This window comes from Spirosoma soli (genome assembly GCF_042684525.1).
GTDB lineage: Bacteria > Bacteroidota > Bacteroidia > Cytophagales > Spirosomataceae > Spirosoma > Spirosoma soli.
The window spans coordinates 113,838-138,215 of record NZ_JBHULN010000004.1 but is presented as its reverse complement, the minus strand read 5'-3'; the positions used below and the strand labels follow the sequence as shown (position 1 = coordinate 138,215).

Here is a 24,378-nt window from a genome sequence, read left to right as displayed (position 1 = left end):
ATGGTCTGTGACTATCGCACCGGCGGACCGGCTCAACATTACTAGAAAACTAATTCAAAAACGACCTGTAAGGAACAGCAATATAATTTTCTATTAGCAATTTTATTAACCGTTATTGTTGATAATGAAGTTGTTGTAGATTTGTTGTCGTACTAGTGTAGTCTGTATTTGCAGACTGCTTATCGCGACCATAAAAGCTGACGTCTTTCTACAGTTTGCGTCTTTATCCACACGTTGCTGCCTATGCTCGTTCGATACCTTTGCTTGTGCTTACTGTTTTGTAGCCTGGTCCGGAACACATTCGGTCAATCAGGTATCACCTTCACCCAGCTCCCCGAAGACTATCAGCTTTTTGCCCGCGACAGCACCAACCAGGCCTCTGTTGTTATTGCCGGTACGGCATCGAATGCTCAACCCGAACGTTTATCCGTACAGGTCTGGCGGGAGAATCAGAAATGGGCACATTCGGTAGTTTCGTTAAGCGTGAGCCGACCAGCGACTTTCAGCACGGCGGTTCAAATTCGGGCCGAAAAGGCACAGTATTTATTTCGAGTGTACGCTCATACCGGCCGTGACTCAACATTGTTGGTCGAACGCAAACGCGTAGTCGGTGGCGATTTCATTCAGATTTATGGCCAGTCGAACGCAGCTGCTTTTAACCCACTGTATGTTGTTGACGATACGTACCTTCGGAATTTCGCCTTTGTCGATGGCCCACCCCCAACGGATGGGCTGGTGCGCTGGTTCCCCTCGAGCCAGCCATATGGTGGGGTAGGCGTTGTCGGCTGGCGGTTGCAGGAGTTAATCTTAGAGCAGTTTGGCATACCGACCTGCATTATCAACGGAGCGGTAGGCGGGGCGGGTATCATTGCGCTGAACGCCCGCAACGCGGCTAACCCCGCCGACCTGAATAATCCCTACGGCCGACTCTTGTTCCGCCATCAACGTTCGCAGGCCCTTAAGTCCTTACGAGCTATTATCTGGAAACAAGGTGAAGCAGAAGCGGGCGGAGGGTTCAACGATGGTCTGTTTTACAGCGAACAGTTCGATCTGCTCTACAAATACTGGCAGCAGGATTATGGCCCCAAGCCCCGGATTTATTTAGGTCAGGTTAACTACCTACCCGATCCGAATAGTCGGGCCGGTGGTGTCCGTGATTTCCAGCGACGTACCAAATCGCTTTATCCTAATATCGAAACCATCGCTACAGTTGGTACAGCCGGTTTCGATGGTATCCACTACGAAACCATTGGAAACGTTCAGATTGCCAATGAACTCTTCCGGCAAATTGCCCGTGACCTCTACCGATCCCCCGATACACTCCAGATCAACTCGCCCGACATCCAGCGAGCGTATTATACCCCCGGCCGCGATTCGCTGATGATGGTTTTTAATCAGGGAATGCAGATGATCTGGCCAGCTGATTCAACGCTCAGAGACCGTGCCACTGGGGCATCATATCAGCGTCGGATGGCTGACTATATTTATTTAGATGGCCAGGCAGGGTTAGTAAAAACAGGGGCTGCCGACCGCAACCGAGTCATTTTAGCGCTTACCCAACCTGCTTCGGCTACCGGACTGACGTATCTTCCCCCATTTCTAATTGACAATCATACGACCTATTACGACGGGGTTCACCTTAAGAATGGCCGCGGGATGCGGGCCTTCACGTTCGAAAATGTAGCGATCGGTACGAGTTTACCCGTGGTTCAGTTACGTTCGGGCAGGTTAGTTGGCGAGAGAACCGTTCAACTGGATTGGGATACCCCCCAGATGACGCTTACGGGCTACGAACTGGAGCGCTCGGATAACGTAGCCGGCCATTACAGAGCTGTTGGCTGGACAAATGGAGGAGCCACCGCTTTTGTCGATTCTACAATACCGTCTGGAACAGTAGCTGTATTTTATCGGCTCAGGGCTCTTACTGCAACGGCGGAGTCGCCAGTAAGTGCAGCCTTGCGGGTAAATGTTATCGATAACGCCCGTTCCGACCTTCAGTTGACCATGAATAGCTCTACTCGGGTTCCGAAAGTAGGTGCTCCCATTCGAATCACGCTGACGGCGCTCAACAGAGGACCGGCGGCAGCGCTCAATACCGTAATCGAAAATCGGCTACCCGACCAGATGACATTTGTAGCTGGCAACGCGGTAACGCACTCTGCGGGCGTTGTCTCAACAACCATTGCATCGCTCACCGTAGGTCAGGCAGTTAGCGTAACCTACACCGTTAGTGCACAGCAGCCGGGACGTTACATCAATGCGGCTCAAATCGTGCAATCAGACCAACCTGATACCGACTCTAAACCAGGTAGTGGTACAGGCGACGGCGAAGACGACGCGGCTCTTCTCGATTTACGCACCAATCCGGCTGCCGACACGGTTTTTGCTTCGCCCAATCCCAATCAACAGTTGGCAGCCCCAGTTATACCAGATCAGCCCAGCCCGGTTACAGACCAGGCTGATCTTAGTTTACACATGGTTGCCAGTACGTTATCACCAAGGCTTAACGATGTAATTTCGTTTACCTTGACGGTAACAAACACGGGGGGAGCCGCGGTTAAATTGACTACCCTCACAAACGATTTGCCCGCCGAACTCGAATACATTGCAAGTGATGGCTGGCAGGTTAGCGCTAAGCGTCTCACCACCGAATTACCGCCATTGCCAGCCGGAGAGAGTCGTAATGTTGAGTTTAAGGCGCGGGCTATTAAGCAGGGGCGCATCATGAATCAGGCAGAAATCAGCAGTTCTTCAATGCCTGACGCCGACTCTACACCCGGCAATGGCACCACCAACGGCGAAGACGACACGGCCCAGGTTACCATCAGAGTGCGGTGATTCAGGATTCCCCTGTTGAGCATAGTCTGAGAGTATGCACGGGCGTTATTCGCCGGGTGGCCGATGCCATCCGTAACCGGTTTATAGCATCAATCAGCTATTCCGGTTAGAAACCAGAAACGCTTTGGCTAAGTCTCTAACTCAACCAAAGCGTTAATGTATCAATAAATAACCAGAACTCTACACAATGAATTCTGTTTCGTTACCTACTTTTTCTGCTGAGACAAAAACGTAATGAGCGAGGCAAATTCTTCATACGATAAGCCATTCGCCAAGCCGGTCGGCATCATAGACGTCTCCATCTCTTTCCGGCTCAGAATATTGGCGGCTTTTATGGTGTAGACCTGTCCGGAAATGTCGCGTAGAACAACTCTATCAGCGGACTCTTCGGTCACAAATCCCATGTAGCTCTTATTACCTTTCGCCGTAATGAGTACCGAAGCAAAGCCTTGTGATATAGACGCATTGGGTTTAAGGATCGACTCGGCAATCTGCTCGCGGCTCATGATCGAACCAATCTGCCCCATGAAAGGTCCTTTCATGGTTTCTCCTCTGCTAAGACTGTGACAGGCAACGCACCCTTGTTGCATAAAAAGCGTTTTACCTAATGCCGCATCCCCTTTCACCTTATCCATGGCCAGCATTACATCTTCAATGGATGATTCCCCAATCTGACCTTTTTTGTTTTTGATTTTATCTAAATCGACTTTGACCTCCTCAGTAGCGGCTACGGTTTCGGTGCCGCCGAATTCAGCAATCTCCATCCGGTGCCGCTCATTCAAATCCGCGAAAAGCGTCTTATCAGCGGCCTGGCGCCATTGATCCATCAGGAAATTTTTAATAGTAGGTGACGCTTCCCACTCGACAGCTTTGTAGTACGGACCGTGCGTATCGGGTCGGGTACTCCACCAGGATGTGCCGTCATAGTCCGCTTCTTTCTTATAAAGCCTTGACAACGTAACAAGTATTTGTCGTTTGAGGGCCTCATCGTTGGTCCGTCCGTAAGCAGCTATTAACCCGTTGACGGCTTTAGAATCGTGCATATACCGTAACGCCCAAAGAGCAACCGTTGCATTTTCCGTACCGACGCCATGTACACAAGCGTCAACGGCATGTAGGTTTACCAGCGCCCGAACGGCCAGGTGAGCCGGAATGATGGCAGAATTGGGCGTAGCGTGTGGCCCTTCGGTTCCTTTAGCGGGCGCTACAAATGAAGCAGGAGCTTTCACCTGCAACAAAGCCGGGGCCGATTCCAATCGACCTAGTCGACCCAAACCAATAATAGATGCCACCTGAATCCGGGGTGATGGGTCCTGAAGACCTTTCAGAAACGGCTCTGCGGGCACCTTTTCCAGATTGGTTTTTCGATCGGCCAATGCCCGTAGCGCAAACTCCTGTACGTCCTTATCCTGGGTTAAGGCGACCAGTTTATCAACGCCAGACGCACCCGCAGCCTGGGCGTAGGTGAAAATTCCCGCTACCCGACTGTACAAAGGCAACTGTTTGTCTGATGCAATCGCCCAGGCGGCTTTAGCGGCTTTTCCAGCTGGACGCTTGAGTAACTCCTGCTGAGCGGCTAATCGAATCACCGCACTTTCGGCTTTCAAAAGCAAGGCTAGTTTTTTGGGAGACGCTTTTTCTATCGCGGCAAACGGTTTGTACTGCAAGCCTTTGGGCACAACCCGGACCACGAATCCTTTGCCAGGATTACCGGTATAACCCGCTCCATCCCAGGCCGCGAGATACGCCCGCCCCGAGGCATCGATGTCTACATCGGTGATCTGGGGGAGCTTGATAAAGGTTTCTTCTTCTTGAGTAAAACTGGCTCCATCAGGCTTAACACGATGCACAAAAAGCTGACTACGTCCCCAGTCGGCCATCATGGGCACGTGGTTGTATTTGGCTGGCCAGTTGGGGTCATCCATAAACAGAGCACCTGTGCCCGAGCCGCCCCCTACATCAACCAGGGCAGGGATGATTTCATCCGTAAACTGCTTAAACAGGACTGGGTAGCCGTATTCACCCGATTGAATATGATTGGAAAAGCGGATATTCCACCCTCCTCCATCGTTTGTATTGTCGCGGGTAAAAATGTTCATGTAGGGATCAATGGCTACATCATAAATATTTCGCGTTCCATGCGTGTACACTTCCAGTTCGGTACCGTTCGGCCGGACCCGCACGATGCCTCCGCCGAGCATGGTTAGTTTCTTACCCGTCCGATCTGTCGCATTATGAAAGCCGAAATCACCTACCGCGATATAAATCCAGCCGTCAATACCCATGCGAATGCCATTGGTTGCGTGATCGGTGCCCCGGCTCTGGAGAAATTTAGGCGAACTTAAATGTTCGACGAGGGGCCTGGCGGGACCATCGGCAACCCCGTCATGGTTCTTATCATCAAAAACGACCAGGTCCATGCCCGATGCAATGCCGGTCTCTTTTGAGAAAGCAGTATGCAGCACGAATACCTGATCGCCAATAGAAAGGATACCACGCGGATTGTCTACACTTGCGAAGGTGGTTTGCTGATCGACCTGACCGTCATTGTTGGTATCGACTAACCGAACAATGCTGCCTTTACCCGGTTTTTTGCCGAGCGATCCCATCATGTCGACGCCCACAAAGACCTCTCCGGTAGGCGCTACCGCCAGACAGGCTGGGCTGGGTGTACGGTCAGGGCCAGTAAACGTTGTTACCTGCAAATCATCCGGCCAACTACTGGCTTTGAGCAACGAATCGGCAGCGATAGCAGCGTTATTGTCTTGGGTATTGGTTGAAGGATTCTTTTGCGTGTTTGTCAAGGAGAGCAACAAGAACGCAACACCAAAGGCTGCAATAAATTTAATCATGGTCAAAAATAAGCTTATTGATCTAATCTTGCGGAAAACTAGCTTCTATAAAAGCATTTAGCTATGCCACACGAGGCTTGTTCTTTTTCGCCCGGAGCCAAGTTAAAGGACAAAGTTATCACGTGTCCGTATATACTAAACTTAGCCTGTAAGAGTACAGCAGTAGCCTCGTTAATAGCGCTAAATTACGGCTCAACGAATGAATACAAGGTATAAAGAACCTAATCAGGAGGAATATTTTCCAGTTTAATCAATCCGTGCGAGAGCACGTTCGTTGACTGTTAGCTATCGTCTAATTTTCTTGACTCTGAAAAAGCTTTTGCTGTAAGCTTATGTCCTGCTGACTGCGGGGCAGCACCGTTTAAGTAAGTTCAAAACTTCCCATCGTAATATTGCAATGATAAAATGATCCGTTATCTTCGTAACATGGGAGTGACAAAAACAGAGGTGTTCACCGCCGACCAAAATCGGATCGCAGAGTTAGCCAAAGCGTTTGCTCATCCGGCACGAGTCGCCATTCTGCAACATCTGATTGCCACAAAAAGCTGCGTCTGTGGTGAATTGGTAGACGAACTACCCTTGTCGCAGGCCACCGTTTCTCAACACTTGAAAGAGCTAAGCCGGATTGGCCTTATCAAAGGTAATGTGCAGCCTCCCCGTGTGTGTTACTGCATTGATGAAGTTGCATGGAAAGGAGCCAAAGCTAGATTTGGCGAATTACTAGCTTCTTTTACAGGGAATGAATGCTGTTAACATTTGATTTGGTTGATCGCAGTAATGCGATATTATGGCAGGCTTCGAAGCACAACAATATATCGTTTCACTTAAAACTATACGCGCAATGGACGACATCGAATGCTGCGAAAGCGGTTGCTGCGAGGATGGCAACGACTGTCAGAATGACTGCTGTTAATTAAGCAGGTACACCGCCGAGAAGTATAGGCCTGTACTTTTCAGCGTTGTTAACTTAGGGAAAATTCAATACCAATGAAAACAATTTTAGTGCTTTGCACGGGTAATTCAACCCGGTCTCAAATGGCCCATGGCTACCTTCAGCACTTTGCCAACGGCCGAGCAGAGGTGCTTAGTGCTGGGGTGGAAACGCACGGTCTTAACCCCAAAGCGGTGCAGGTCATGGCTGAGGATGGCGTGGATATTAGCTCTCATACGTCTAATTTAGTTGATGAGTATGCGTCCCGGAAGATTGATTACGTCATTACCGTTTGTGACAATGCGAATGAACGCTGTCCGGTATGGATTGGCCGGGCTCACCGGCTGCATCAAAACTTCGAAGATCCATCGAAGGTAACCGGCGACGATGAAACTGTCATGGCTAACTATCGGCGCGTTCGCAATCAGATTAAGCAATTTAGCCAATCATTTATTGATCAATACATCCGCTGAAGGCCCTTAAGGTACGATGCCCATTATTGTACAACCCGCACAATTACATCACAGACCGTTCCTTATCGATCTGCTTGCCAATGCTGATTTAGTCACTGATGACCTCCCTAACGAGCTGTCCAGCTTCGTACTAGCCTTCGACGGAAATACGCTTGTCGGATCGGCTGGCTTTGAGCAGTTTGGTGTTAGTGGATGTTACGTTCGGTAGCCGTTCAGGTAGACTATCGCCATCAGCACGTGGGGCAGCAGCTACTCACGGCCGTTCAGCAACGGGGTATTCAGCGTCTGTTCCTGATCACAACAACCGCGGATCATTATTTCGGTCGCCTGGGATTTGAACGTATCGAACGTAATCTAGTCCCTGATACAATTTCAGCCACGCGCCAGTTTAGTGGTCTCTGCCCAGCATCGGCAGTAGTGATGTGACGCAATTTATATTGATTACCAGGCGCTCTATGGGCGTGTTCCTCTTCTCCTGCTCAAACCTTCAGTTCGTAAATTAGCCCTTCCCGCAAACTAGGGTATTCCTACACACTGCCTTACTACAACCATCTTTCACTAAGAAAAATATTGCTATACTTGTATATATAATTTTCTTGAATAGATTCACACTAAAAATAGTTAACGCCCATCTTCCATGGAACAATCCAGCTCCGAATTTTTGCGGGGAACACTGAAAACGATCGTTTTGAAACTCTTGGCTGAGCGGGGCAAAATGTACGGCTACGAAATCACTCAGTCGGTGAAAGAACGTACCCAGGGCGAACTCATTTTAACATTTGGCGCCTTATACCCGGTCTTGCACAAACTGGAGCAGGAAGGCTTGCTTGTAACCGAATCGGTCGAAGTAGATGGCCGACTACGCAAATATTATACGCTTACGCCGAGCGGCAGTGAAACCGCCGTCCGAAAAGTCTCGGAGTTTGAGCGTTTTGTTGAGATCATGCAAACCTTATTACAATCACCTGCCGATCTGGCCCTTGGCAAATAAATCAACTCAGCACAATCATGGAAAAGCTAAACCCGCAACAAGTAGCTCGATTGTACGATCATTTGATTCAAACTGGCACCAGCGAAGCCTTAATCCGCGAGCTTCTTGACCACCTCGCCTGCGAAGTGGAGTATTACATGTGGATTGGTCTGCCGTTTGAGTCGGCTTTAGACAAGACCTTGCTCGAAGCCGATGCTAAGGCAGTAGGCCAGTTGCGCAAAACGTATCAGCATGAATTGACATTAACCGAAACGCAGCTTGAGGAAGCCAGTTTTGATGACATTATTTTCCAGCATCGCAACAAAGCGTACGGGGCTTACGACCTGCGCCAGACCTATCCAACAACGCTACGTAACGCCATCATCATGACGTTAGGGTTGTGCATGATGCTGATGGCCCTTGTCCATATGATTAGCCGGGGCACCTGGTCTTACCTGAGCCTCTGGGGTGCCATCTGGCTGGTCGGGCTCGGTGCTGTTACCTTTGTTGGCTTTAGCTGGTACCTACAGCACGAACGGCAAAATCAATTGCTGGTCCGGTAAGGTTTAGCCGCTTGAAAGCCTGCTGGGCGATAGTTTTGCGGTCAACTAGAGTAATCGGAGTCCCCATAAAGTGAGCGCAAGTTATGAAGTAACAGCTGCCCGTTGGCAGTTGGCCTACCCAGGAAACGTATATACATTTACCGTTAAGAATTAAACTTTTACAACGCTTATAGCGCTAAGCAGCCGAGAGCGAATCAGGCGATCAGTACTATTTAGAATAAGCGAATCATTAACAGCGGCTAAGCGAAGGGTAGCAACACCCGCACAACCGCGGGCCTGCGCGCTACTACAGAGCAGCTTAATCGCTCCGAATGCAAATATTTATCTCGTTCTGGTAGTCCCATAAATTACTACCAGACAGTACCCTCAAGGGTTCTCCTCACGCCATCCGGCCGGATTGAACCGCTACGGCAATACTGGAACGTAGCAAATACCCTGCACGCTATCCTTCATCTATACCATGCTACTAAAAAGAGACGACTCGTTCAGGGAACGAGTCGTCTGCTAACACACCTAATTAAACAAAACTCGGTAGGCGCAAATGGTGGAAACTATATGTACGATATAACGACGTATTCAGTTTCCTCCACTCATTCATATGTCTTGCACCCGCTATTAAACAAGTAAGCACATGTGCTGGAATTGACGAGGTGAGCCCGTATCCATTATTAACGATACCACCCGGCCACCTAACCCGAATCGGGCTGCATTATGTGCCATTAGTCCAATAACTGATCAGACTTCCCGTGTTCAACGTTTAGACTGATTTCATTGCAAAAAGTAATACCGAAAACGTAAAATCAATGACTTTTAACCAGGGTAACTGGTTAACGTTGCGGCTTTATCTTGGGGCACTACGTCATTTCGTACCAAGCTAAAGTTCCAGTCAGCAGAAGAGTAAAACACCCGTTGAGGCAGCCTCAAGGCTGATTATAATGGGCTAATCCAACAGACAGATAAGAGTATATCGAGTCATTTGTGGCGTAATCTTACAAAACGGCCCTCAGATTAGTTTTGTTAAGCCAGCTACGGGGTAACTTTCCATTAAAGTAGGATTAACGAATCTAAACATGGGTTATCTTTGCCCCGTTTTTACCCGCTCGTGCAACGACAGGCGAAAGCCTACTTTATGGAAGATAAGAAGCATTTAGACACCGTCACGGCCGCTGGTCTGCTGGTGGCAATGGGTATCATCTACGGCGATATTGGCACATCGCCTTTATACACACTTAGGGCTATTATCGGGGCCGAGAATGTTATTCGAGCCGATGTCGTTCGCGGAGCCCTCTCCTGTGTTTTTTGGACATTAACGTTGCAAACCACCGTCAAATACGTAATTCTGATTCTACGAGCTGATAACCGCGGTGAAGGTGGCATTTTTGCCCTTTATGCCCTGGTTCGGCGGCATGCCCGCTGGCTCACCTTGCCAGCCATCATCGGCGGATCAGCCCTGCTAGCGGATGGTATTATTACGCCACCGATCTCGGTTTCGTCGGCGGTAGAAGGACTGACACTAATCTACCCGAACATTGAAACCATTCCAATCGTAATAGCCATCTTAACAGTTTTATTTCTGATTCAGGCGTTTGGAACGAGCGTGGTAGGTACTGCTTTTGGCCCGATCATGCTGGTCTGGTTTGTCATGCTGGCCACATTAGGTATTGTTCAGATTGCTCAGTCACCTGGCGTTTTAGCGGCTCTTAACCCTTATTATGCCTGGTGGCTACTGGTCGAATATCCCGGTGGATTCTGGCTGTTGGGCTCCGTTTTTCTTTGTACAACCGGGGCCGAAGCGCTTTACTCAGATATGGGCCACTGTGGTCGGTCGAATATTCGGGTGAGCTGGATTTTTGTCAAGACCTGTTTGATTCTGAACTACTTCGGGCAAGGTGCCTGGTTGCTGGGGGTTGAAGGTCAGGTGCTCAAAAGCCGCATTCCTTTCTATGAAGTGATGCCCCCTTGGTTTCTCACCATCGGTATTGTCATTGCCACGGCCGCGACCGTCATAGCCAGTCAGGCCCTGATCAGCGGCTCGTTTACGCTCATTAGCGAGGCCATCCGACTTAACTTCTGGCCCAAGGTCAGACTCCGCTACCCCAGCGTTCAGAAAGGCCAGCTCTACGTACCCAGCGTTAATTTACTGCTCTGGTCGGGTTGCGTTGGCGTGGTCCTTTATTTCCGCGAATCATCGAACATGGAAGCCGCTTATGGCTTAGCGATTACGTTGACCATGCTCATGACGACCCTGCTGATGTCGTACTATCTGTACACACATAAGTACCAGCCGTGGGGCGTTGTCCTGTTTCTGACGGTCTACCTGGCCATTGAAGGATCATTTTTGGTAGCCAACCTGATCAAATTCCCGCATGGAGGTTGGGTATCGGTACTCATTGGCTCAACCATTGCCAGCGTCATGTATATCTGGCTGCAAGCCTTCCAGATCAAACTACGCCTGACCGAATACGTCCGTATCGATCATTACATACAAGCCATAAAGGAACTTAGTCGCGACATCAGTATTCCGAAATACGCCACGCACCTGGTCTTCATGAGCAATGCGGCCCGGCAATCGGAAATCGAGTCGAAGATCATCTACTCAATTTTTCAGAAACGTCCCAAACGCGCCGACATTTATTGGTTCGTTCACGTCGACACTACCGATGACCCCTATACGATGGAGTATAAGGTAAACACGATTGCGCCCGATGATGCCTACAAAGTGACGTTTAAGCTAGGCTTCCGGGTGGAGCAACGGATCAATCTGTTCTTCCGGAAGGTGATTGAAGACATGGTAAAGAACAAGGAAGTAGACATTACCAGCCGTTATGAATCGTTAAGCCGCCAGAATGTGATTGGTGACTTCCGATTTGTGGTATTAGAAAAATTCCTGTCGTTCGAGAACGAGTTACCAGCTCGCGAGCGGCTTATTATGAACATTTATTTCACCATAAAAGGATTCACCACGCCCGAAGACCGCTGGTTTGGCCTGGACAGCAGTTCCGTCAAAGTCGAGAAAGTACCGCTGGTCATTCGCCCCGTCGAAAACGTTAAACTCAAACGAATCGCAACTTAATCAAAGAGTGAAAGAGCGATAGTCCGCTTCCTTTTCACCTTTCGCTCTTTCACTCTTCCGCTCTTTATCTATGAAAATTCTCATCACCGGCGGGGCCGGCTTTGTTGGCTCGTCGCTAGCCATCTCCCTCAAGAAAAACTATCCCAGCTACCAGATCTTCGCGCTGGATAACCTCAAACGGCGTGGCTCTGAATTAAGCCTGTCGCGACTCAAAGCCGCGGGTATCGAGTTCATGCACGGCGACATCCGCAGCAAAGAAGATTTTGACGCGCTACCCGCCGTCGATACGGTGATTGAAGCCTCAGCCGAGCCGTCGGTGCTGGCAGGTCTGGACGGCACGCCCGACTACCTCATCAATACCAACCTGTTCGGGACGGTCAACTGCCTGAACTACGCGCTGAAGCACAAGGCGAACTTCATCTTTCTGTCGACAAGTCGGGTTTATCCAATCAAAACGATTGAAACGCTGAACTTCGCCGAGGCCGACACCCGCTTTGTCCTGACCGATGATCAACCGGTTGCTGGTGTTTCCTCGAAGGGCATCGCTGAGAACTTCCCGCTGGACGGCGCCCGGTCCCTATACGGCACCACCAAACTCGCATCGGAGCTGCTGATTCAGGAGTACAACGAGTTTTACGGCCTGAAAACGGTCATTAACCGCTGTGGCGTAATCACGGGTCCGTGGCAGATGGGCAAGGTCGATCAGGGCGTGATGGTACTCTGGATTGCCAAGCATTATTTTGAACAGCAACTGGCCTACATCGGCTACGGTGGCACCGGCAAACAGACCCGCGACATGCTCCATATCGCTGACCTCTATCGGCTCATCGATTGGGAACTGCACAACCTGGATGCCGTCAACGGTGAAATCCTGAACGCGGGTGGTGGCAACGAAAGTAGTGCCTCGTTGCAGGAGCTAACCCAAATCTGTCAGGAAGTAACGGGCAAAACCATCCCCATCAAACAGGTGACCGAGAACCGGGCCGCCGACATCCGGCTGTACATTACGGACAACACCAAAGTGACGCAGTTAACCGGCTGGAAACCCGAACTGGGCATTCGTGAAATTGTGAGCGACATCCACGACTGGCTGAACGAAAACCGGGCCGCGCTGGAGCCGATTTTGAAGTAAGCATCTTTAAATCTTCCTACATAACGCAGCATGAACTTCGGTTTATGCTGCGTTTTTGGTTTTAGGTCACTCCTCCATGCAGCTCTTTGGTACAGTCTAGCTGGCTGTTTGTCCTGACTAACCCCGAGTTGGTGTAATAAATTTTTATCCTCCTACAGCTTACATCAATTTTGATTCAGTAACGAGCTAATGCAGGCAACCAGAAGCATACTTACACGACATATACTCGTATCAGTATTCTAGGTTTCAACGAGCTGGGGTGAAACTATTGGTACAAAGCTCTAGGAGCAGAATAAAACCACTACCACTAACTCAATCATTGACCATACAATGCTTTACTCAAACGCGAATGTTGTTGCCATCTTTCAGAAACGCTTTTATAGCTCGGTACTAGGCCAGTCTATCGAAGCGGTTTCATTAGCATGGCGCGGCCATCAGGGTATTGATGAGTTATCCCTGAATTACATCAGACAGGAGCAACCGGCCGTAGTTATTATCAGTTGTGAATGGCTGGCTCAGGGTGCTGACCAGTTTATCTCATCCATCCGGGCGGCTAGTCGCTGATTAACAGCCTTATCTAGGAAAATCGGTACGTTTTAGGTAAGCCATCTTCCCCAAATTGAGTAGGCTTACTGATGCGCCAGGCCTAGTCAACGTACCATCTTTGTATCGTTGACGCGCAACAAAGGCGGACGCCGAAAAGCCCGAAAGAGAGCAGGTTAATGTATAATAATTTACAACGATGAAAAAATTAGAATTTCAGCAAATGATGAATGCTGAAGGCGGTAAGGAAGTAACTCTGGGATGTGCCGCTATGGGAGCAGCTGCTATCTGGGCATCATCACCATTAGGGCCAGCAGCATTAAGAATTGGTACACTTACATACGCGGGATGTCTACTATTAGAATCTTAAATTAACGGCTAATGAATAAGTTAACTTCCAAAAAAATGCTTGACACTCAAGGAGGTAAAATGTCTCCAATCGGTATTATTGCTGGTTGTACGTTGTTAGCCGCTGCTGCTGGTGGAGCCGCAATTTCTTCAGGAGTCACCTTGGCTTTCGTTGGGATCGCTGCATTATTGATGCGTGAGTAGGTGTGTAAAGATTGGTCCTTTGCCAGGGATGGCAACTTACAAACCATCTGACTACGAGTTATTGCGTCGGCGGTGCGCAGAACTAAAAGAGGCTGGCTGGAAACAAACCAAAATTGCTCAGGCCTTGGGTCTAACCGAGGGCTGGGTTAGCCGTACTCTGAAAAAATATCGCCAGAATGGCCAAGCCGCTTTAGCCTGGCATAAACCGGCTGGACCCGCCTGCCGCTTAACCAACGAGCAGATAACGCAACTGGTAGAAGAGTTAAACAAAGGAGCGGAACATCATGGCTTTCCGGGCTATATCTGGACAAGACCTCGTGTCAATGAGGTCATTAAGCGACTCTTTGGCGTTAGTTACGATCCCTCTCAAGTGGGACGTTTATTAAAAAAGGCCGAATGGAGTCGCCAGAAACCACAGCCCAAAGCGCGTCATCGGACCGCCGAAGCGGCAGAACCCACAAAGGGTCCAGCAATGGCGAGATGAACGCTTACCCGAACTCAATCGGATCGCCGAAGCGAAAAAGCGCAAGCTGAGCAGCGAGTCATTCTGTATGTCGATGAATCGGCCTGTTATCTGTTACCCATGCTGGGGCTGACCTGGGCACCACGAGGGCAAACGCCAGTCTTGCAGGAGCAAGCTGGTCGTGACCACTTGAGCCTGATTGCGGCCATTGCACCGAATGGTCGGATTTACGTAGCGGGCCAAGATCAGTCCTTCAGTGGGGAAGACATTGTGTGGTTTCTAAGTAAGCTCTGTAGTCGCTACCGAAAACGGGATTTGCTGATCATCTGGGACGGGGCTTCGATTCACAGCGGAGAAGCAGTGAAAACCTTCCTTAAAGAACGTCCTGGCCGGATTCATTTAGAGCGTTTACCGGCCTACAGTCCAGAACTGAATCCGACCGAGTTGGTCTGGAATCAGATCAAGCAACGGTTGAAAAACCGGGTCTTTCTATCTCTGGCAGACTTAACAGTTACCGTTTTGGAACAAATTGCTTTATTAGAGGAAGACCCTAAATTGATACAAATGTTCTTTCGCAAGAAAGAGGTAGCGTTCTTTACAGATTAATTCACAGATCAATAACTCAAGCTGGTTGTGTTGGCCTTGAATTGCCTTGGTAACATATATCGGGAGATGTTTGTCTCCCGATATAAAAGTTTTATTGTATTTAATAAACATCAATAATACTAGATATGGCAACTACCTTAATTGTTCTACTTATCATTATAGCCGCTGGTCTTGGGACTCGGGCGCTAAAAAGGAAGAATCCTTTTTTATGATGAATGATAAATCATTTACATGGGATCTGCTTTTTGCTCCCGTGTCATTCCTAACCATTTTAGTGGCTATAATGCTGAATGAAGAGGCTATTGTGAAAACTGTATTTTTGATTGTTTACTAAGCCACAGGCCAAGGCTTGTGGCTTAGTCTTTTTTAACCTTTATCAAAAATTACTATGTTTAATTTGATAAGAAACAGCTTTAAAAGCGGCCAGCTTTTCTTTGTGTTTTTCGGCTTGTATATTTTTTCGCTCTCGCTTAACAACACATACATTGAAGTAGCTTTACTGGTTGCTACAATTTTGTATTCTGTTGTCTACGTTGCCAGAAAAATCGATAAGCTAGACTAAAAATATGCAGATACTAACCCCCGATCTAGCAGCTATGAGCGCTCCTAGCCAATCCTATTCACAAAAGAACAGTTGGCTATTCTTTTCGGCTATTACAACCTTAAGCGCATTACTGATTTTTGCAAGTCAGTATCTGCTCATCTCGGACGACTTGTATTACGATGCCCTTGTTAATCAGCTGACGGTTGCTCAGGTAGAAGATTTTATTGACAAAAGCCATCAATTGACCTGGCTCCCTTATGTTCTTTTACCTGCCATTAATTTGGTTAAATTTTCAGCACTGGCTACCTGTCTGAGTCTGGGCTATTACATGCTAACAAATCGGTGGTTGTTTATTCCCTTTTTTCGGATTGCCATTCAGGCAGAGCTGGTACTTTTGCTACCAAACGTAGTGAAATTGCTATGGTTTCTTTTGATCCAGCCTGATTATAACTTAACTGATTTGCAATATTTTTATCCGCTTAGCCTACTAAATTTACTCGATCCGACTGACGTTTCGACCTGGCTCCTGTACCCTTTGCAGTTGATTAATCTGTTTGAAGTAGCCTACTGGATTGTACTGGCTTATACTGTTTCTAGATTGGTTGGCTGGTCAGTTAATCGCGGACTAGGCATGGTAGCAGCTTCTTATGGTACGGGTCTTTTACTATGGGTAGTATTTATCATGTTCTTAAGCATAAGCCTGTCATGAAAAAATATTTACAATGGGGGCTACCCATATTCATTTTGGCTACACTGTCATACTTTGTGTGGGGCTTTACGACGAAACTTAATCGCAAAAAAGAAGTAGCTCAACGTGTGCAAACGTTACCCAATTTTACAGCGAGTCTGCTTGATCGTTCGGTGATTAGTAAGACTACCTTGGCTGGACAACCGGTCGTTCTCTTATACTTTGATCCTGACTGCGATCACTGCCAGCGCGAAGCTGACGAGTTGTATAAAAAATCTGTTCTACTTAAGCAGGCAATGATTGTAATGCTTTCGTCGGCACCGATATCTGATCTTACTACTTTTACGGAAGCATATAAGCTAAATGCCCTGCCTAACGTGCGCGTGGCACATATCGACCGGCAAGTTGCCTACGACACCTTGGGCTTTACGTCCGTTCCCGACGTGCTCATCTATCATGCCGATGGCTCGTTGGCCAAACACTTCAAGGGTGAAACCAGTGTCGAAGCCATTGCCCGACATCTTTAATTTCTTCTCGCCACGTCTTGCTCTTACCGCTATGGAACAGATTTTATCGGTTCTCCAGGACTTACTTTGGGTTGTTGTTGACCACCTCACTCATCCGACCCTGTAAGATGATCTCCCGAAAACACATCCAGCGAACGCTGATACGGCAGCAGGGCCAGGCCGATTGTGGGGTAGCCTGTTTAGCCTCACTGCTCGCCTATTACGGTGGGCATAGCCGACTCGAACGCCTGCGCGAACTTAGCGGCACGGATACCCAGGGCACTACGCTGCTCGGGTTGCATCAGGCTGCGTCGCAGATTGGGTTCGATGCCGAGGGCCTGGAGGCCGATTCGGTCGAGAACCTGAAAACGGATGTCGATGGGCCTGTTATTCTACACGTGTTAATCGAAAACAGGCTTCAGCATTACGTAGTTTGCTACGGCTGGAATGCCGACACACAGCAATTTATAATTGGAGACCCAGCACGAGGTGTTATAAGCTACACGACAGACGAACTTACCGCGATCTGGCCTTCACGGGTACTGTTAGCCCTTACGCCGAACGCATCATTCCGGCAACAGTCGGATGAGAAACGGGCCAAACACCGTTGGCTGCTAGGCCTCATTCAGGACGACGCCCCTTTGCTGGCCATAGCCACGGGTCTAGGTATCATAACGGCAGCTCTAGGACTGTCAACCGCAATCTTCTCCCAAAAGCTTATTGACAACATTTTACCTAAACATGACACCAAGCGGCTGGTGCTTGGGCTAATGTTGTTAGCGGTGCTGCTGGTGGCCCGGGCGGTCGTAAACTACCTACGCGGATTTCTGCTCAACCGCCAAAGTCGTGATTTCAACAACCGCATTATCAATCGGTTCTATGACGCATTACTACACCTGCCCAAATCGTTCTTCGATAGCCGAAAGACCGGCGAACTCATTGCCCGCCTGAATGATACAGGTCGAATTCAGCGTACCATCAGCCACCTGACCGGCGCGGTGGTTATCAATACGCTGGTCGTGCTGGTATCGGTAGGGTATTTGTTTACATACTCCGTTTGGGTGGGTATGCTGAGTTTATTGAGTATACCATTATACGGCGGATTAGTATGGCGGTTTCACAAACGCATCACTAACGGGCAGCGTGATGTTATGGCCGCTTCGGCTCACACCGAAAGCAATTATGTTGATACGATTCAGGGCGTCGACGTGATTAAAGCCACCAACCGCGAGTCGTTTTTTGCGGGCATCACCCAAGCCATTTACGGGCGCTTCCAGGAGCAGGTGTATAACTTAGGCCGCGTTGGCCTGCAGTTTAATTTGTCGGCCGAAATCAGTAGTGCCGTCCTGATTAGTGGGCTCATTGCACTGACCTCTGTATTGGTGGTTCAACAGTCCTTGCAGTTGGGCGAGATGATGGCTATTCTAACACTGGTGGGTAGCATTCTACCTGCTGTGGCTGCATTAGCCCTCACGAATATACAGTTACAGGAAGCCAACGTGGCCTTCGAGCGGATGTATGAATACGCTTATCTCACACCCGAACACGAGCCTGTCGACACATTAGCTGCTTTTAGTCCGGTGTTTACCTTTGAGTCACTCACGTTGCGTGACCTGAGCTTCCGTTTTCCGGGTAGACCCTGTCTGCTGGAGAACGTATCGCTGGAGATTCGCAGGGGGGAGTTTGTGGCTTTACTAGGCGAAAGCGGCCGGGGTAAAAGTACACTATTACAAGTGCTACAGCGCTTCTATACGCCAGAAGCCGGACAGATAAAGATCAACAATACGGATTGGTACGACGTAGACATTACTACCTGGCGCCACACGTTGGGCGTAGTACCGCAGCACGTTAAACTCTTCAATGGAACGCTATTAGACAACATCTGCTTGGGCAACACCACCGATGAAGCAGCTCAAATCATCCGGTTCTGTCACCAGTACGGCTTTAGCCAGTATTTCGAGCAGTTTCCGCAGAGCTATCTGACTTTGCTGGGCGAAGACGGCGTCAGCCTGTCCGGTGGCCAACGCCAGTTGGTTGCGTTAGCCCGTGCGCTGTACAAGAATCCGCAGCTATTATTGCTAGATGAACCTACGGCCGCCATGGATCGCCATACAGAGCAATTTGTATTAAACCTCCTTGAACAACTACGGCCTGACACTGGTATTTTGCTTATTACCCACAAACCTCAAACTACTCAACAGGCGAACCGAGTATATGAACTTGACAACAAAACATTACAATTGGTTGGCAACGCTAATAGGGTGATGAAACATGAGAATGCAATAGAACCCGCTGTAGCGTAATCACGGGTCCGTGGCAAATGGGTAAAGTCGATCAGGGGGTGATGGTACTCTGGATTGCCAAGCACTACTTTGAGCAGCAACTGGCCTACATTGGCTACGGTGGCACCGGCAAACAAACCCGCGACATGCTCCATATCGCCGACCTGTACCGGTTGATCGATTGGGAGCTACATAACCTCGACAACGTCAAGTCACTGAACAGGTAGTTGAGCAGCGCCCGCTGATTTGTAGCGGAAAAAGGTTGTTGCAAAAAGGCTTTTAGGTCGCGCTCAGTCATAATGTATAGTGTCAATCGAGTAGTCTTTTAAGCGACTCGGGGTCGGGCAGTACGTTACGTAGGTGTTCGGGCAGGTCAGAACTGAGTTGGTAAGTGGCTACGCCCATCGGGTTGTAAATGTTCTGAAAGGCGTACTCTACCGTTTTGTCGTTCTTCTCCTTGCATAGAACGATGTCAATTGCCGGATTTTCGTCGGATAATCGTTCCTGGTCATTCAATACATTTAAATAAAAATTCAGCTGACCGGCATAAGTGGGCTTGAACCTACCTTTTTTCAATTCAAAGGCGACTAAGCACCGAAGCTGGCGATTGTAAAACAACAAATCCACAAAGAACTCCTCATCATCGACCAGCAGCCGGTGCTGATTACCAATGAACGCAAAGCCCTTACCTGCCTTCAGAATAAAGTCCTTGATATTTTGTACAATACCTTTTTCTACAACCCGCTCGTCGTCACTTTCAACATTAATGAAATCGAGGAGGTATTCGTCCTTGAACGCTTGCATGGCCGTATTGCGGATGGTCTCAGGTAATGTTGTAGCGAAATTATTGGGCAGGGTTTGATCACGCTTTTGGTACGCTTTAGCTTTTATCTGCCAATCCAGCATTTCGTGCGTCCACTGATTGGCTACTGCCTTTCGCATGTAGAAAAGCCGTTCCTGCAACTCATTACATCGATTTAGCAGTAGAATATGGTGTGAAAAGCCAAGGCTGACGAAAACACCAAAATCCTGATCGCTCAATTTGGCAGATGTCGTCTGCCAAATTGGTTCGGCTTGATTATCTCCGCCTGGTTCTTGATTCTGTATTAAGCTATCGATTAGCTGGCCATAAGCTTCAGCGAACTGACGCATATTTCTCAGATTACGGTATGAAAATCCTCGTAAACCTGGCAACTGCTTTTGTAAGTCGGCTGACAACTGTTCCAGCACTTGTGTACCCCACTTTTCGGACGCAACTTTTTCGGATAGTCGCTTACCAACGGCAAAGTATAATAGTAGTAATTCGCGATTAACCAGCCGAGCAGCCCGGTAGCGACTTTGCAGAATTTGGCTGCTGATGTCGCTAAGCAAAGCGTTGTACTGATTTGTCGAGGTTTGGTCCGACGTGTCATTATTCATGGTTGGTGGGTTTAGTTTTACTACTAAGGCTTTTGTCATCCTGTGTATTTGTCATCCCGACGCCAGGAGGGATCTTATACATCGGATAACTCCCAGAACCCTCCTGGCGTCGGGCTGACAAAAGCACGGAATGGTAAGTGTAAGTCAACTCTGAATTTCATCGTTGAGGAATTTCCAGCTTGCATTTATTGACTCAATAAGAGCTACTTTCTTCTCCCGTCGCCAGCCTTTTATCTCTTTTTCGCGGGAAATAGCATTGTTTACATATTGATGGTGTTCCCAATAAATCAGGTTGTAACAGTAATATTTTCCGGCAAACTTGTCCTTTTGTCCTCTCGAATCATAATGTTCTGCCATACGCCTAACCAAGTCGTTAGTCACACCCGTGTAAAGAACTGTTCGCTGGGGATTTGTAGTAATGTAGACGTAAAAAGAATAGCCATTCATCGGGGGCGCTATTTTGCGTTTACTGTTCGGTTAGTCGTTTTGTCATCCTGACGCCAGGAGGCATATGTGAGATGGCCAATGCGTAAGATCCCTCCTGCGTCGGGATGACAAAATAGTCGGGATGACAAAATAAGTGACAAGCGTTTCGCAAGTTACGCGCTAAAGCTTTCAGAAATAATGATAGCCGGTTCCGTTGGCGCAACAACTACCGGAGTGACCGGCGTAGCTGTTACGTCTTCCTCTGGCTGGGTCAACGGATAGCTGTTCAAAATTTTCATAAGACTATCCAGTAGCACGGCCGCCTGGACTTTCACCTTTGCTTGCGACTTCTGTAGCTTGTTGATGTCGCGTTGTAGGTTCTGAAACTTCCCGCGCCGGATCGCTTCTTTGGCTAACCCAACCAGCGTTTTCTCCTCTTCTGAAATAATGGGAAGGTTTAGAAATGCGTCTAAATACATCAGGGCTTTCTTTTCATTGGGGCCTTGGCTTACGTCTACTTTTTTGTCTTGCGCTTTTTCGGCTTCTACCTGTGTCTGGAAGCGTTGCACCGCTATTTGCACCTGCTCGTGATGATCGTCGTGGAGCTTAACGGCCCGCTCGTGCATCATGCATTGAAAGCGTTTGGCGGTTTCCAGAAAGGTTAGCTCTTCTACCGAATTATCGGGACGAACGTATAGGAAAGCATCGCGCTTCTGGTCGCGAATGAAAGCAATGGTTGTCTGATGCTGCATCCGGTCCTTGCGGCCTACCCGCGCCCGAAGCGGCATGTTTTTAATGCGCTTAAACAGGTCAGGATCTTTTTCCTTGATGTCCCGAATCTGCATGAGGTAATCCAACTTCTCATCACGTTCCTCGTCTACGTCCTTATCGAAGAGGCCGAACGATTCCGTCACTTCGTCAGGGCTATATATCTGGCTGTCTTCGCCCAGGGCTGCATGAAAAGCCTGTAGCTTCATCATGGCTTTCTTCTGCAACTCAATGTCGTTATCGACCTGAGCCGTTGGGAAGAAGTTGTAGATGTAGACGGCCTTGGCCTTCGTACCAATTCGGTTTACTCGGCCAATGCGCTGCATCAGACGGGTAGCGTTCCAGGGCGTATCATAGTTCACAATAACATTAGCCCGGTGCAGGTTGACGCCTTCGGCTAACACCTCCGTCGAAATAAGGATGTCATAACGGTCCGACGCATCGGCGTTCTGTTGCAGGTCAGCGGGTAAGTTCGCGTCAAAATTAGCCCGGATGGTCGGCATCCGGTCTTTGCGTGTTTGGCTATCGACGGTTAATACGCGGTGATCGACTACATTCTTCAAACGTCGGGCGACGTACTCGGTAGTTTCCTTACTCTCCGAGAACACTACTAATTTCTTCTCGCGATTATCAGGTCCGAATAGTTGGCTCTGGATGTACTGAACGAACATATCGAGTTTGGGGTCTTCGTCGCCGAGGTCGTCCCATTCTTTAGATAAGTTATTCAGAATACGCTGATCGCGGAGCAAACCCTCATAAAACCCCGGCTCAAAGTCATCGGGAATGCAGATGTCCAGAGTAGGGTCGGTGTCCATCAGGCTCGTAACAAGATCGAATAATTCATCTTCCCGACCGTCATTGATCATATCTGATACGGGAAGATTAGGCGCGATAAAGACCCGACCCGTATCGAACATTTTGATCATCGCGTCATTAGCTTGGCAGAACCGTCGAATCGATTGCCGGAAGGCGTAAAAACTACTGTCAATACGTTTTACCAGCATGGTCTTCATAATCTTAGCCAGCTGGGTGGCGATCATATCGGCTTTTTTATACTTCTGCTTTTTATATGGTTTTAGAAAACCAATAGCCCGGTAGCGGTTATACGTTAGTCCTTCGGTGGGATGTGTTAAACTCCGAATAGTACTATCATACAATTCTTCTAGGTGCGGAGCCAACTGATAAAAAATCTTTTCAGGCTTGCGTACATCGGGAAACTCAATCTTTTGAGCAGCTAAGTCATCTTTGTACTGGTGGTGAATTCTCAGGTCAGTGCGTGTCCGTCGAACCGTCAGCGGCTCGATGACTTTTACCCGAATCTGCTCGTATATGCGCCGGACGCCCTCGTTCACCTTCTGCATATCCGGCTCCAGTCTCAGCTTACGATAGGCGTCGATGTGCTGGCGGAAGAAGTGCTGTAAATTGCCAATCTCCAGCGTCGAGTCTTTGCTATCCTGAAACAGATAAACCAAATTAGCAATATCCTGCGGGTAGTTATTTAAGGGCGTTGCTGATACCAGCATAACCCGTTTAGGATAGCGCGAACCATCCGATTTTCGGCGACGAGTAGGCGTTTTACAGATTTTTTGAAGATCGTTATACGCATCGGCCGTATCTGAACGAAACTTGTGGGCTTCGTCCACAATCACTAAATCGTATTGTTCGGGAGTGCGAACCTTATGTAGGCTACCATTGGTGATAATGTGAACTCCATCAAGATTAAACTTCTCGATCGTTTCTTCCCAGTTCAGTTTTAGCGCTGGTGGCACAACAATCAATGTACGGGAGCGGTGTTCGGGGAAACCATTCTTAAAATAGAACTTCTTGGCGATGCGTGTAGCAATGATGGTTTTGCCTAAACCTACTACATCCGACAGGAAGAAGCCGCCGTGTTTAGCCATCTTGTTATAACCATCGTTGACAGCATCGGCCTGATAAGCCAGCGGCATAAAACCTTTAGGCAGATCCGTTTCCGAATTTGGATCGTAATCAATACTCTTGCCAAAATATTCGATCAAGAACTTCAAATACACCTCATAAGGTGTGAACTGGTCATTTAGGAAGGTTTCGCTTTTGAGCCGCGCAATAAACTCTTCGGCTACCGGCACCGACTCACCCCATAGCTTTTCAAACGTCTCGTTGGCGAACTGAATATCGGCGTCGTCGCGCAGTTCAACATTAAACTCAAAGTTACGTTCCAGTCCCGGTTCCGTTAGGTTGCTGGAGCCGGTGATAACCGCTCCGTAGCCATGTGGATGATAGGTCTCCTCCCGAAACACGTAAAGTTTAGCGTGGATATTCTGTTTAGGATGGACCCGGATTTGTAGTTTGCCGATCGTGATGTCGGAAATCATACCGAGCATTCCATCTTCGACGGTCTTACTATATTTCGCCTGCTGTATATTTTTCTTGACAACCTGAAAGAAATCTTCCTGCGACTTGTAGGCGTCAGCGGTAAACAGGATGCCCTGCTGTGAAGCTTCATGAACAAGTTTGTCCACGTTGATGCCAACCAGCACCCGTACTTTAGCAGCCCGCTCAATATACGGCCTAACCCGGAAATAACCTGAAGCGTAGAAGTAGCCGACCAAAGCATCGAAGAAGTGAATCTGGCGATGGCGGAAAATGCCTTCTATTTTGGCAAGTAATGAATTCCTGTCTTCGTTGGTGAAGAATTTAGTTTGCATCAGAGCATTGAATCAAATGGCAATTTATCGAATCAATCGGTGATTAGCATCACTAAACTGGC

General features: G+C 48.5%; 20 protein-coding genes and 2 pseudogenes. 18 read left to right on the top strand and 4 right to left on the bottom strand.

All coding sequences use genetic code 11. The features are described 5' to 3' along the window. Positions 1-243: 243 nt before the first annotated feature. Entirely contained in the window at positions 244-2,838 is a 2,595-nt protein-coding gene (locus ACFSUS_RS08460) for a sialate O-acetylesterase (protein WP_381521517.1), read from the top strand. Positions 2,839-3,044: 206 nt separating this feature from the next. Here the strand turns inward: ACFSUS_RS08460 and ACFSUS_RS08455 are convergent, their stop codons facing one another. Further along, positions 3,045-5,690, bottom strand: a complete 2,646-nt coding sequence (locus tag ACFSUS_RS08455; RefSeq protein WP_381521516.1) for a DUF7133 domain-containing protein — start codon at positions 5,688-5,690, stop codon at positions 3,045-3,047. A 426-nt stretch (positions 5,691-6,116) separates the two neighbouring features. Between ACFSUS_RS08455 and ACFSUS_RS08450 the strand changes: the two genes are divergently transcribed. From ACFSUS_RS08450 to ACFSUS_RS08370, 17 genes and pseudogenes are all read left to right on the top strand, one after another. Next, positions 6,117-6,443, top strand: a complete 327-nt coding sequence (locus ACFSUS_RS08450) for an ArsR/SmtB family transcription factor (protein WP_381521514.1) — start codon at positions 6,117-6,119, stop codon at positions 6,441-6,443. A 234-nt stretch (positions 6,444-6,677) separates the two neighbouring features. Further along, entirely contained in the window at positions 6,678-7,094 is a 417-nt protein-coding gene (locus ACFSUS_RS08445; protein WP_381521512.1) for an arsenate reductase ArsC, read from the top strand. Between the two features lie 16 nt (positions 7,095-7,110). After that, positions 7,111-7,302, top strand: a complete 192-nt coding sequence (locus ACFSUS_RS08440) for a hypothetical protein (RefSeq protein WP_381521510.1) — start codon at positions 7,111-7,113, stop codon at positions 7,300-7,302. After that, entirely contained in the window at positions 7,287-7,520 is a 234-nt protein-coding gene (locus ACFSUS_RS08435; RefSeq protein WP_381521508.1) for a GNAT family N-acetyltransferase, read from the top strand. The genes ACFSUS_RS08440 and ACFSUS_RS08435 overlap by 16 nt, the downstream gene beginning before the upstream one ends. Positions 7,521-7,731: 211 nt before the next feature. Beyond that, the gene (locus ACFSUS_RS08430) at positions 7,732-8,085 is read left to right on the top strand and encodes a PadR family transcriptional regulator (protein ID WP_381521506.1); all 354 of its coding nucleotides are present in this window, start codon (positions 7,732-7,734) and stop codon (positions 8,083-8,085) included. Between the two features lie 17 nt (positions 8,086-8,102). Then, positions 8,103-8,627, top strand: a complete 525-nt coding sequence (locus ACFSUS_RS08425) for a hypothetical protein (protein WP_381521505.1) — start codon at positions 8,103-8,105, stop codon at positions 8,625-8,627. A 1,129-nt stretch (positions 8,628-9,756) separates the two neighbouring features. Then, positions 9,757-11,700 (top strand): KUP/HAK/KT family potassium transporter, encoded by a 1,944-nt coding sequence (locus tag ACFSUS_RS08420; RefSeq protein WP_381521909.1) that lies wholly within the window; start codon positions 9,757-9,759, stop codon positions 11,698-11,700. Positions 11,701-11,770: 70 nt separating this feature from the next. After that, the gene (locus tag ACFSUS_RS08415; protein ID WP_381521502.1) at positions 11,771-12,832 is read left to right on the top strand and encodes an NAD-dependent epimerase/dehydratase family protein; all 1,062 of its coding nucleotides are present in this window, start codon (positions 11,771-11,773) and stop codon (positions 12,830-12,832) included. 330 nt (positions 12,833-13,162) lie between these two features. After that, complete coding sequence (locus ACFSUS_RS08410; protein WP_381521500.1) at positions 13,163-13,396, top strand: hypothetical protein; 234 nt, start codon at positions 13,163-13,165, stop codon at positions 13,394-13,396. 178 nt (positions 13,397-13,574) lie between these two features. Continuing rightward, the gene (locus ACFSUS_RS08405; RefSeq protein ID WP_381521498.1) at positions 13,575-13,745 is read left to right on the top strand and encodes a hypothetical protein; all 171 of its coding nucleotides are present in this window, start codon (positions 13,575-13,577) and stop codon (positions 13,743-13,745) included. 11 nt (positions 13,746-13,756) lie between these two features. Then, a complete protein-coding gene (locus tag ACFSUS_RS08400; RefSeq protein ID WP_381521496.1) occupies positions 13,757-13,927 on the top strand; it encodes a hypothetical protein in 171 nt (56 codons plus the stop codon). Positions 13,928-13,955: 28 nt separating this feature from the next. Next, positions 13,956-14,411 (top strand): winged helix-turn-helix domain-containing protein, encoded by a 456-nt coding sequence (locus ACFSUS_RS08395; RefSeq protein ID WP_381521495.1) that lies wholly within the window; start codon positions 13,956-13,958, stop codon positions 14,409-14,411. Between the two features lie 42 nt (positions 14,412-14,453). Beyond that, positions 14,454-14,996 (top strand): annotated as a pseudogene (locus ACFSUS_RS08390) (IS630 family transposase); the annotation flags it as partial. A 596-nt stretch (positions 14,997-15,592) separates the two neighbouring features. Continuing rightward, positions 15,593-16,249 (top strand): hypothetical protein, encoded by a 657-nt coding sequence (locus ACFSUS_RS08385; RefSeq protein ID WP_381521493.1) that lies wholly within the window; start codon positions 15,593-15,595, stop codon positions 16,247-16,249. After that, positions 16,246-16,755, top strand: coding sequence for a TlpA family protein disulfide reductase (locus ACFSUS_RS08380; RefSeq protein WP_381521491.1), 510 nt, complete (start codon positions 16,246-16,248; stop codon positions 16,753-16,755). The genes ACFSUS_RS08385 and ACFSUS_RS08380 overlap by 4 nt, the downstream gene beginning before the upstream one ends. A gap of 107 nt (positions 16,756-16,862) precedes the next feature. After that, positions 16,863-19,037: a peptidase domain-containing ABC transporter gene (locus tag ACFSUS_RS08375; RefSeq protein WP_381521489.1), complete on the top strand. Its 2,175-nt coding sequence runs from the start codon at positions 16,863-16,865 to the stop codon at positions 19,035-19,037. Next, positions 19,025-19,225 (top strand): annotated as a pseudogene (locus ACFSUS_RS08370) (NAD-dependent epimerase/dehydratase family protein); the annotation flags it as partial. The gene ACFSUS_RS08375 and the pseudogene ACFSUS_RS08370, both read left to right, overlap by 13 nt. Before the next feature lie 100 nt (positions 19,226-19,325). Here ACFSUS_RS08370 and ACFSUS_RS08365 read toward each other — a convergent pair. From ACFSUS_RS08365 to ACFSUS_RS08355, 3 genes are all read right to left on the bottom strand, one after another. Further along, the gene (locus ACFSUS_RS08365; protein WP_381521487.1) at positions 19,326-20,435 is read right to left on the bottom strand and encodes a PDDEXK nuclease domain-containing protein; all 1,110 of its coding nucleotides are present in this window, start codon (positions 20,433-20,435) and stop codon (positions 19,326-19,328) included. Between the two features lie 144 nt (positions 20,436-20,579). Beyond that, entirely contained in the window at positions 20,580-20,882 is a 303-nt protein-coding gene (locus tag ACFSUS_RS08360; RefSeq protein WP_381521485.1) for a GIY-YIG nuclease family protein, read from the bottom strand. Positions 20,883-21,034: 152 nt separating this feature from the next. Then, the gene (locus ACFSUS_RS08355) at positions 21,035-24,316 is read right to left on the bottom strand and encodes a helicase-related protein (protein ID WP_381521483.1); all 3,282 of its coding nucleotides are present in this window, start codon (positions 24,314-24,316) and stop codon (positions 21,035-21,037) included. Positions 24,317-24,378: the final 62 nt, after the last annotated feature.

Bases quoted from the DNA above. Each gene is read 5' to 3' on its own strand.
- ACFSUS_RS08460 (WP_381521517.1), top strand. From the start codon at position 244: ATGCTCGTTCGATACCTTTGCTTGTGCTTACTGTTTTGTAGCCTGGTC.
- ACFSUS_RS08455 (WP_381521516.1), bottom strand. From the start codon at position 5,690: ATGATTAAATTTATTGCAGCCTTTGGTGTTGCGTTCTTGTTGCTCTCC.
- ACFSUS_RS08450 (WP_381521514.1), top strand. From the start codon at position 6,117: ATGGGAGTGACAAAAACAGAGGTGTTCACCGCCGACCAAAATCGGATC.
- ACFSUS_RS08445 (WP_381521512.1), top strand. From the start codon at position 6,678: ATGAAAACAATTTTAGTGCTTTGCACGGGTAATTCAACCCGGTCTCAA.
- ACFSUS_RS08440 (WP_381521510.1), top strand. From the start codon at position 7,111: ATGCCCATTATTGTACAACCCGCACAATTACATCACAGACCGTTCCTT.
- ACFSUS_RS08435 (WP_381521508.1), top strand. From the start codon at position 7,287: ATGTTACGTTCGGTAGCCGTTCAGGTAGACTATCGCCATCAGCACGTG.
- ACFSUS_RS08430 (WP_381521506.1), top strand. From the start codon at position 7,732: ATGGAACAATCCAGCTCCGAATTTTTGCGGGGAACACTGAAAACGATC.
- ACFSUS_RS08425 (WP_381521505.1), top strand. From the start codon at position 8,103: ATGGAAAAGCTAAACCCGCAACAAGTAGCTCGATTGTACGATCATTTG.
- ACFSUS_RS08420 (WP_381521909.1), top strand. From the start codon at position 9,757: ATGGAAGATAAGAAGCATTTAGACACCGTCACGGCCGCTGGTCTGCTG.
- ACFSUS_RS08415 (WP_381521502.1), top strand. From the start codon at position 11,771: ATGAAAATTCTCATCACCGGCGGGGCCGGCTTTGTTGGCTCGTCGCTA.
- ACFSUS_RS08410 (WP_381521500.1), top strand. From the start codon at position 13,163: ATGCTTTACTCAAACGCGAATGTTGTTGCCATCTTTCAGAAACGCTTT.
- ACFSUS_RS08405 (WP_381521498.1), top strand. From the start codon at position 13,575: ATGAAAAAATTAGAATTTCAGCAAATGATGAATGCTGAAGGCGGTAAG.
- ACFSUS_RS08400 (WP_381521496.1), top strand. From the start codon at position 13,757: ATGAATAAGTTAACTTCCAAAAAAATGCTTGACACTCAAGGAGGTAAA.
- ACFSUS_RS08395 (WP_381521495.1), top strand. From the start codon at position 13,956: ATGGCAACTTACAAACCATCTGACTACGAGTTATTGCGTCGGCGGTGC.
- ACFSUS_RS08385 (WP_381521493.1), top strand. From the start codon at position 15,593: ATGAGCGCTCCTAGCCAATCCTATTCACAAAAGAACAGTTGGCTATTC.
- ACFSUS_RS08380 (WP_381521491.1), top strand. From the start codon at position 16,246: ATGAAAAAATATTTACAATGGGGGCTACCCATATTCATTTTGGCTACA.
- ACFSUS_RS08375 (WP_381521489.1), top strand. From the start codon at position 16,863: ATGATCTCCCGAAAACACATCCAGCGAACGCTGATACGGCAGCAGGGC.
- ACFSUS_RS08365 (WP_381521487.1), bottom strand. From the start codon at position 20,435: ATGAATAATGACACGTCGGACCAAACCTCGACAAATCAGTACAACGCT.
- ACFSUS_RS08360 (WP_381521485.1), bottom strand. From the start codon at position 20,882: ATGAATGGCTATTCTTTTTACGTCTACATTACTACAAATCCCCAGCGA.
- ACFSUS_RS08355 (WP_381521483.1), bottom strand. From the start codon at position 24,316: ATGCAAACTAAATTCTTCACCAACGAAGACAGGAATTCATTACTTGCC.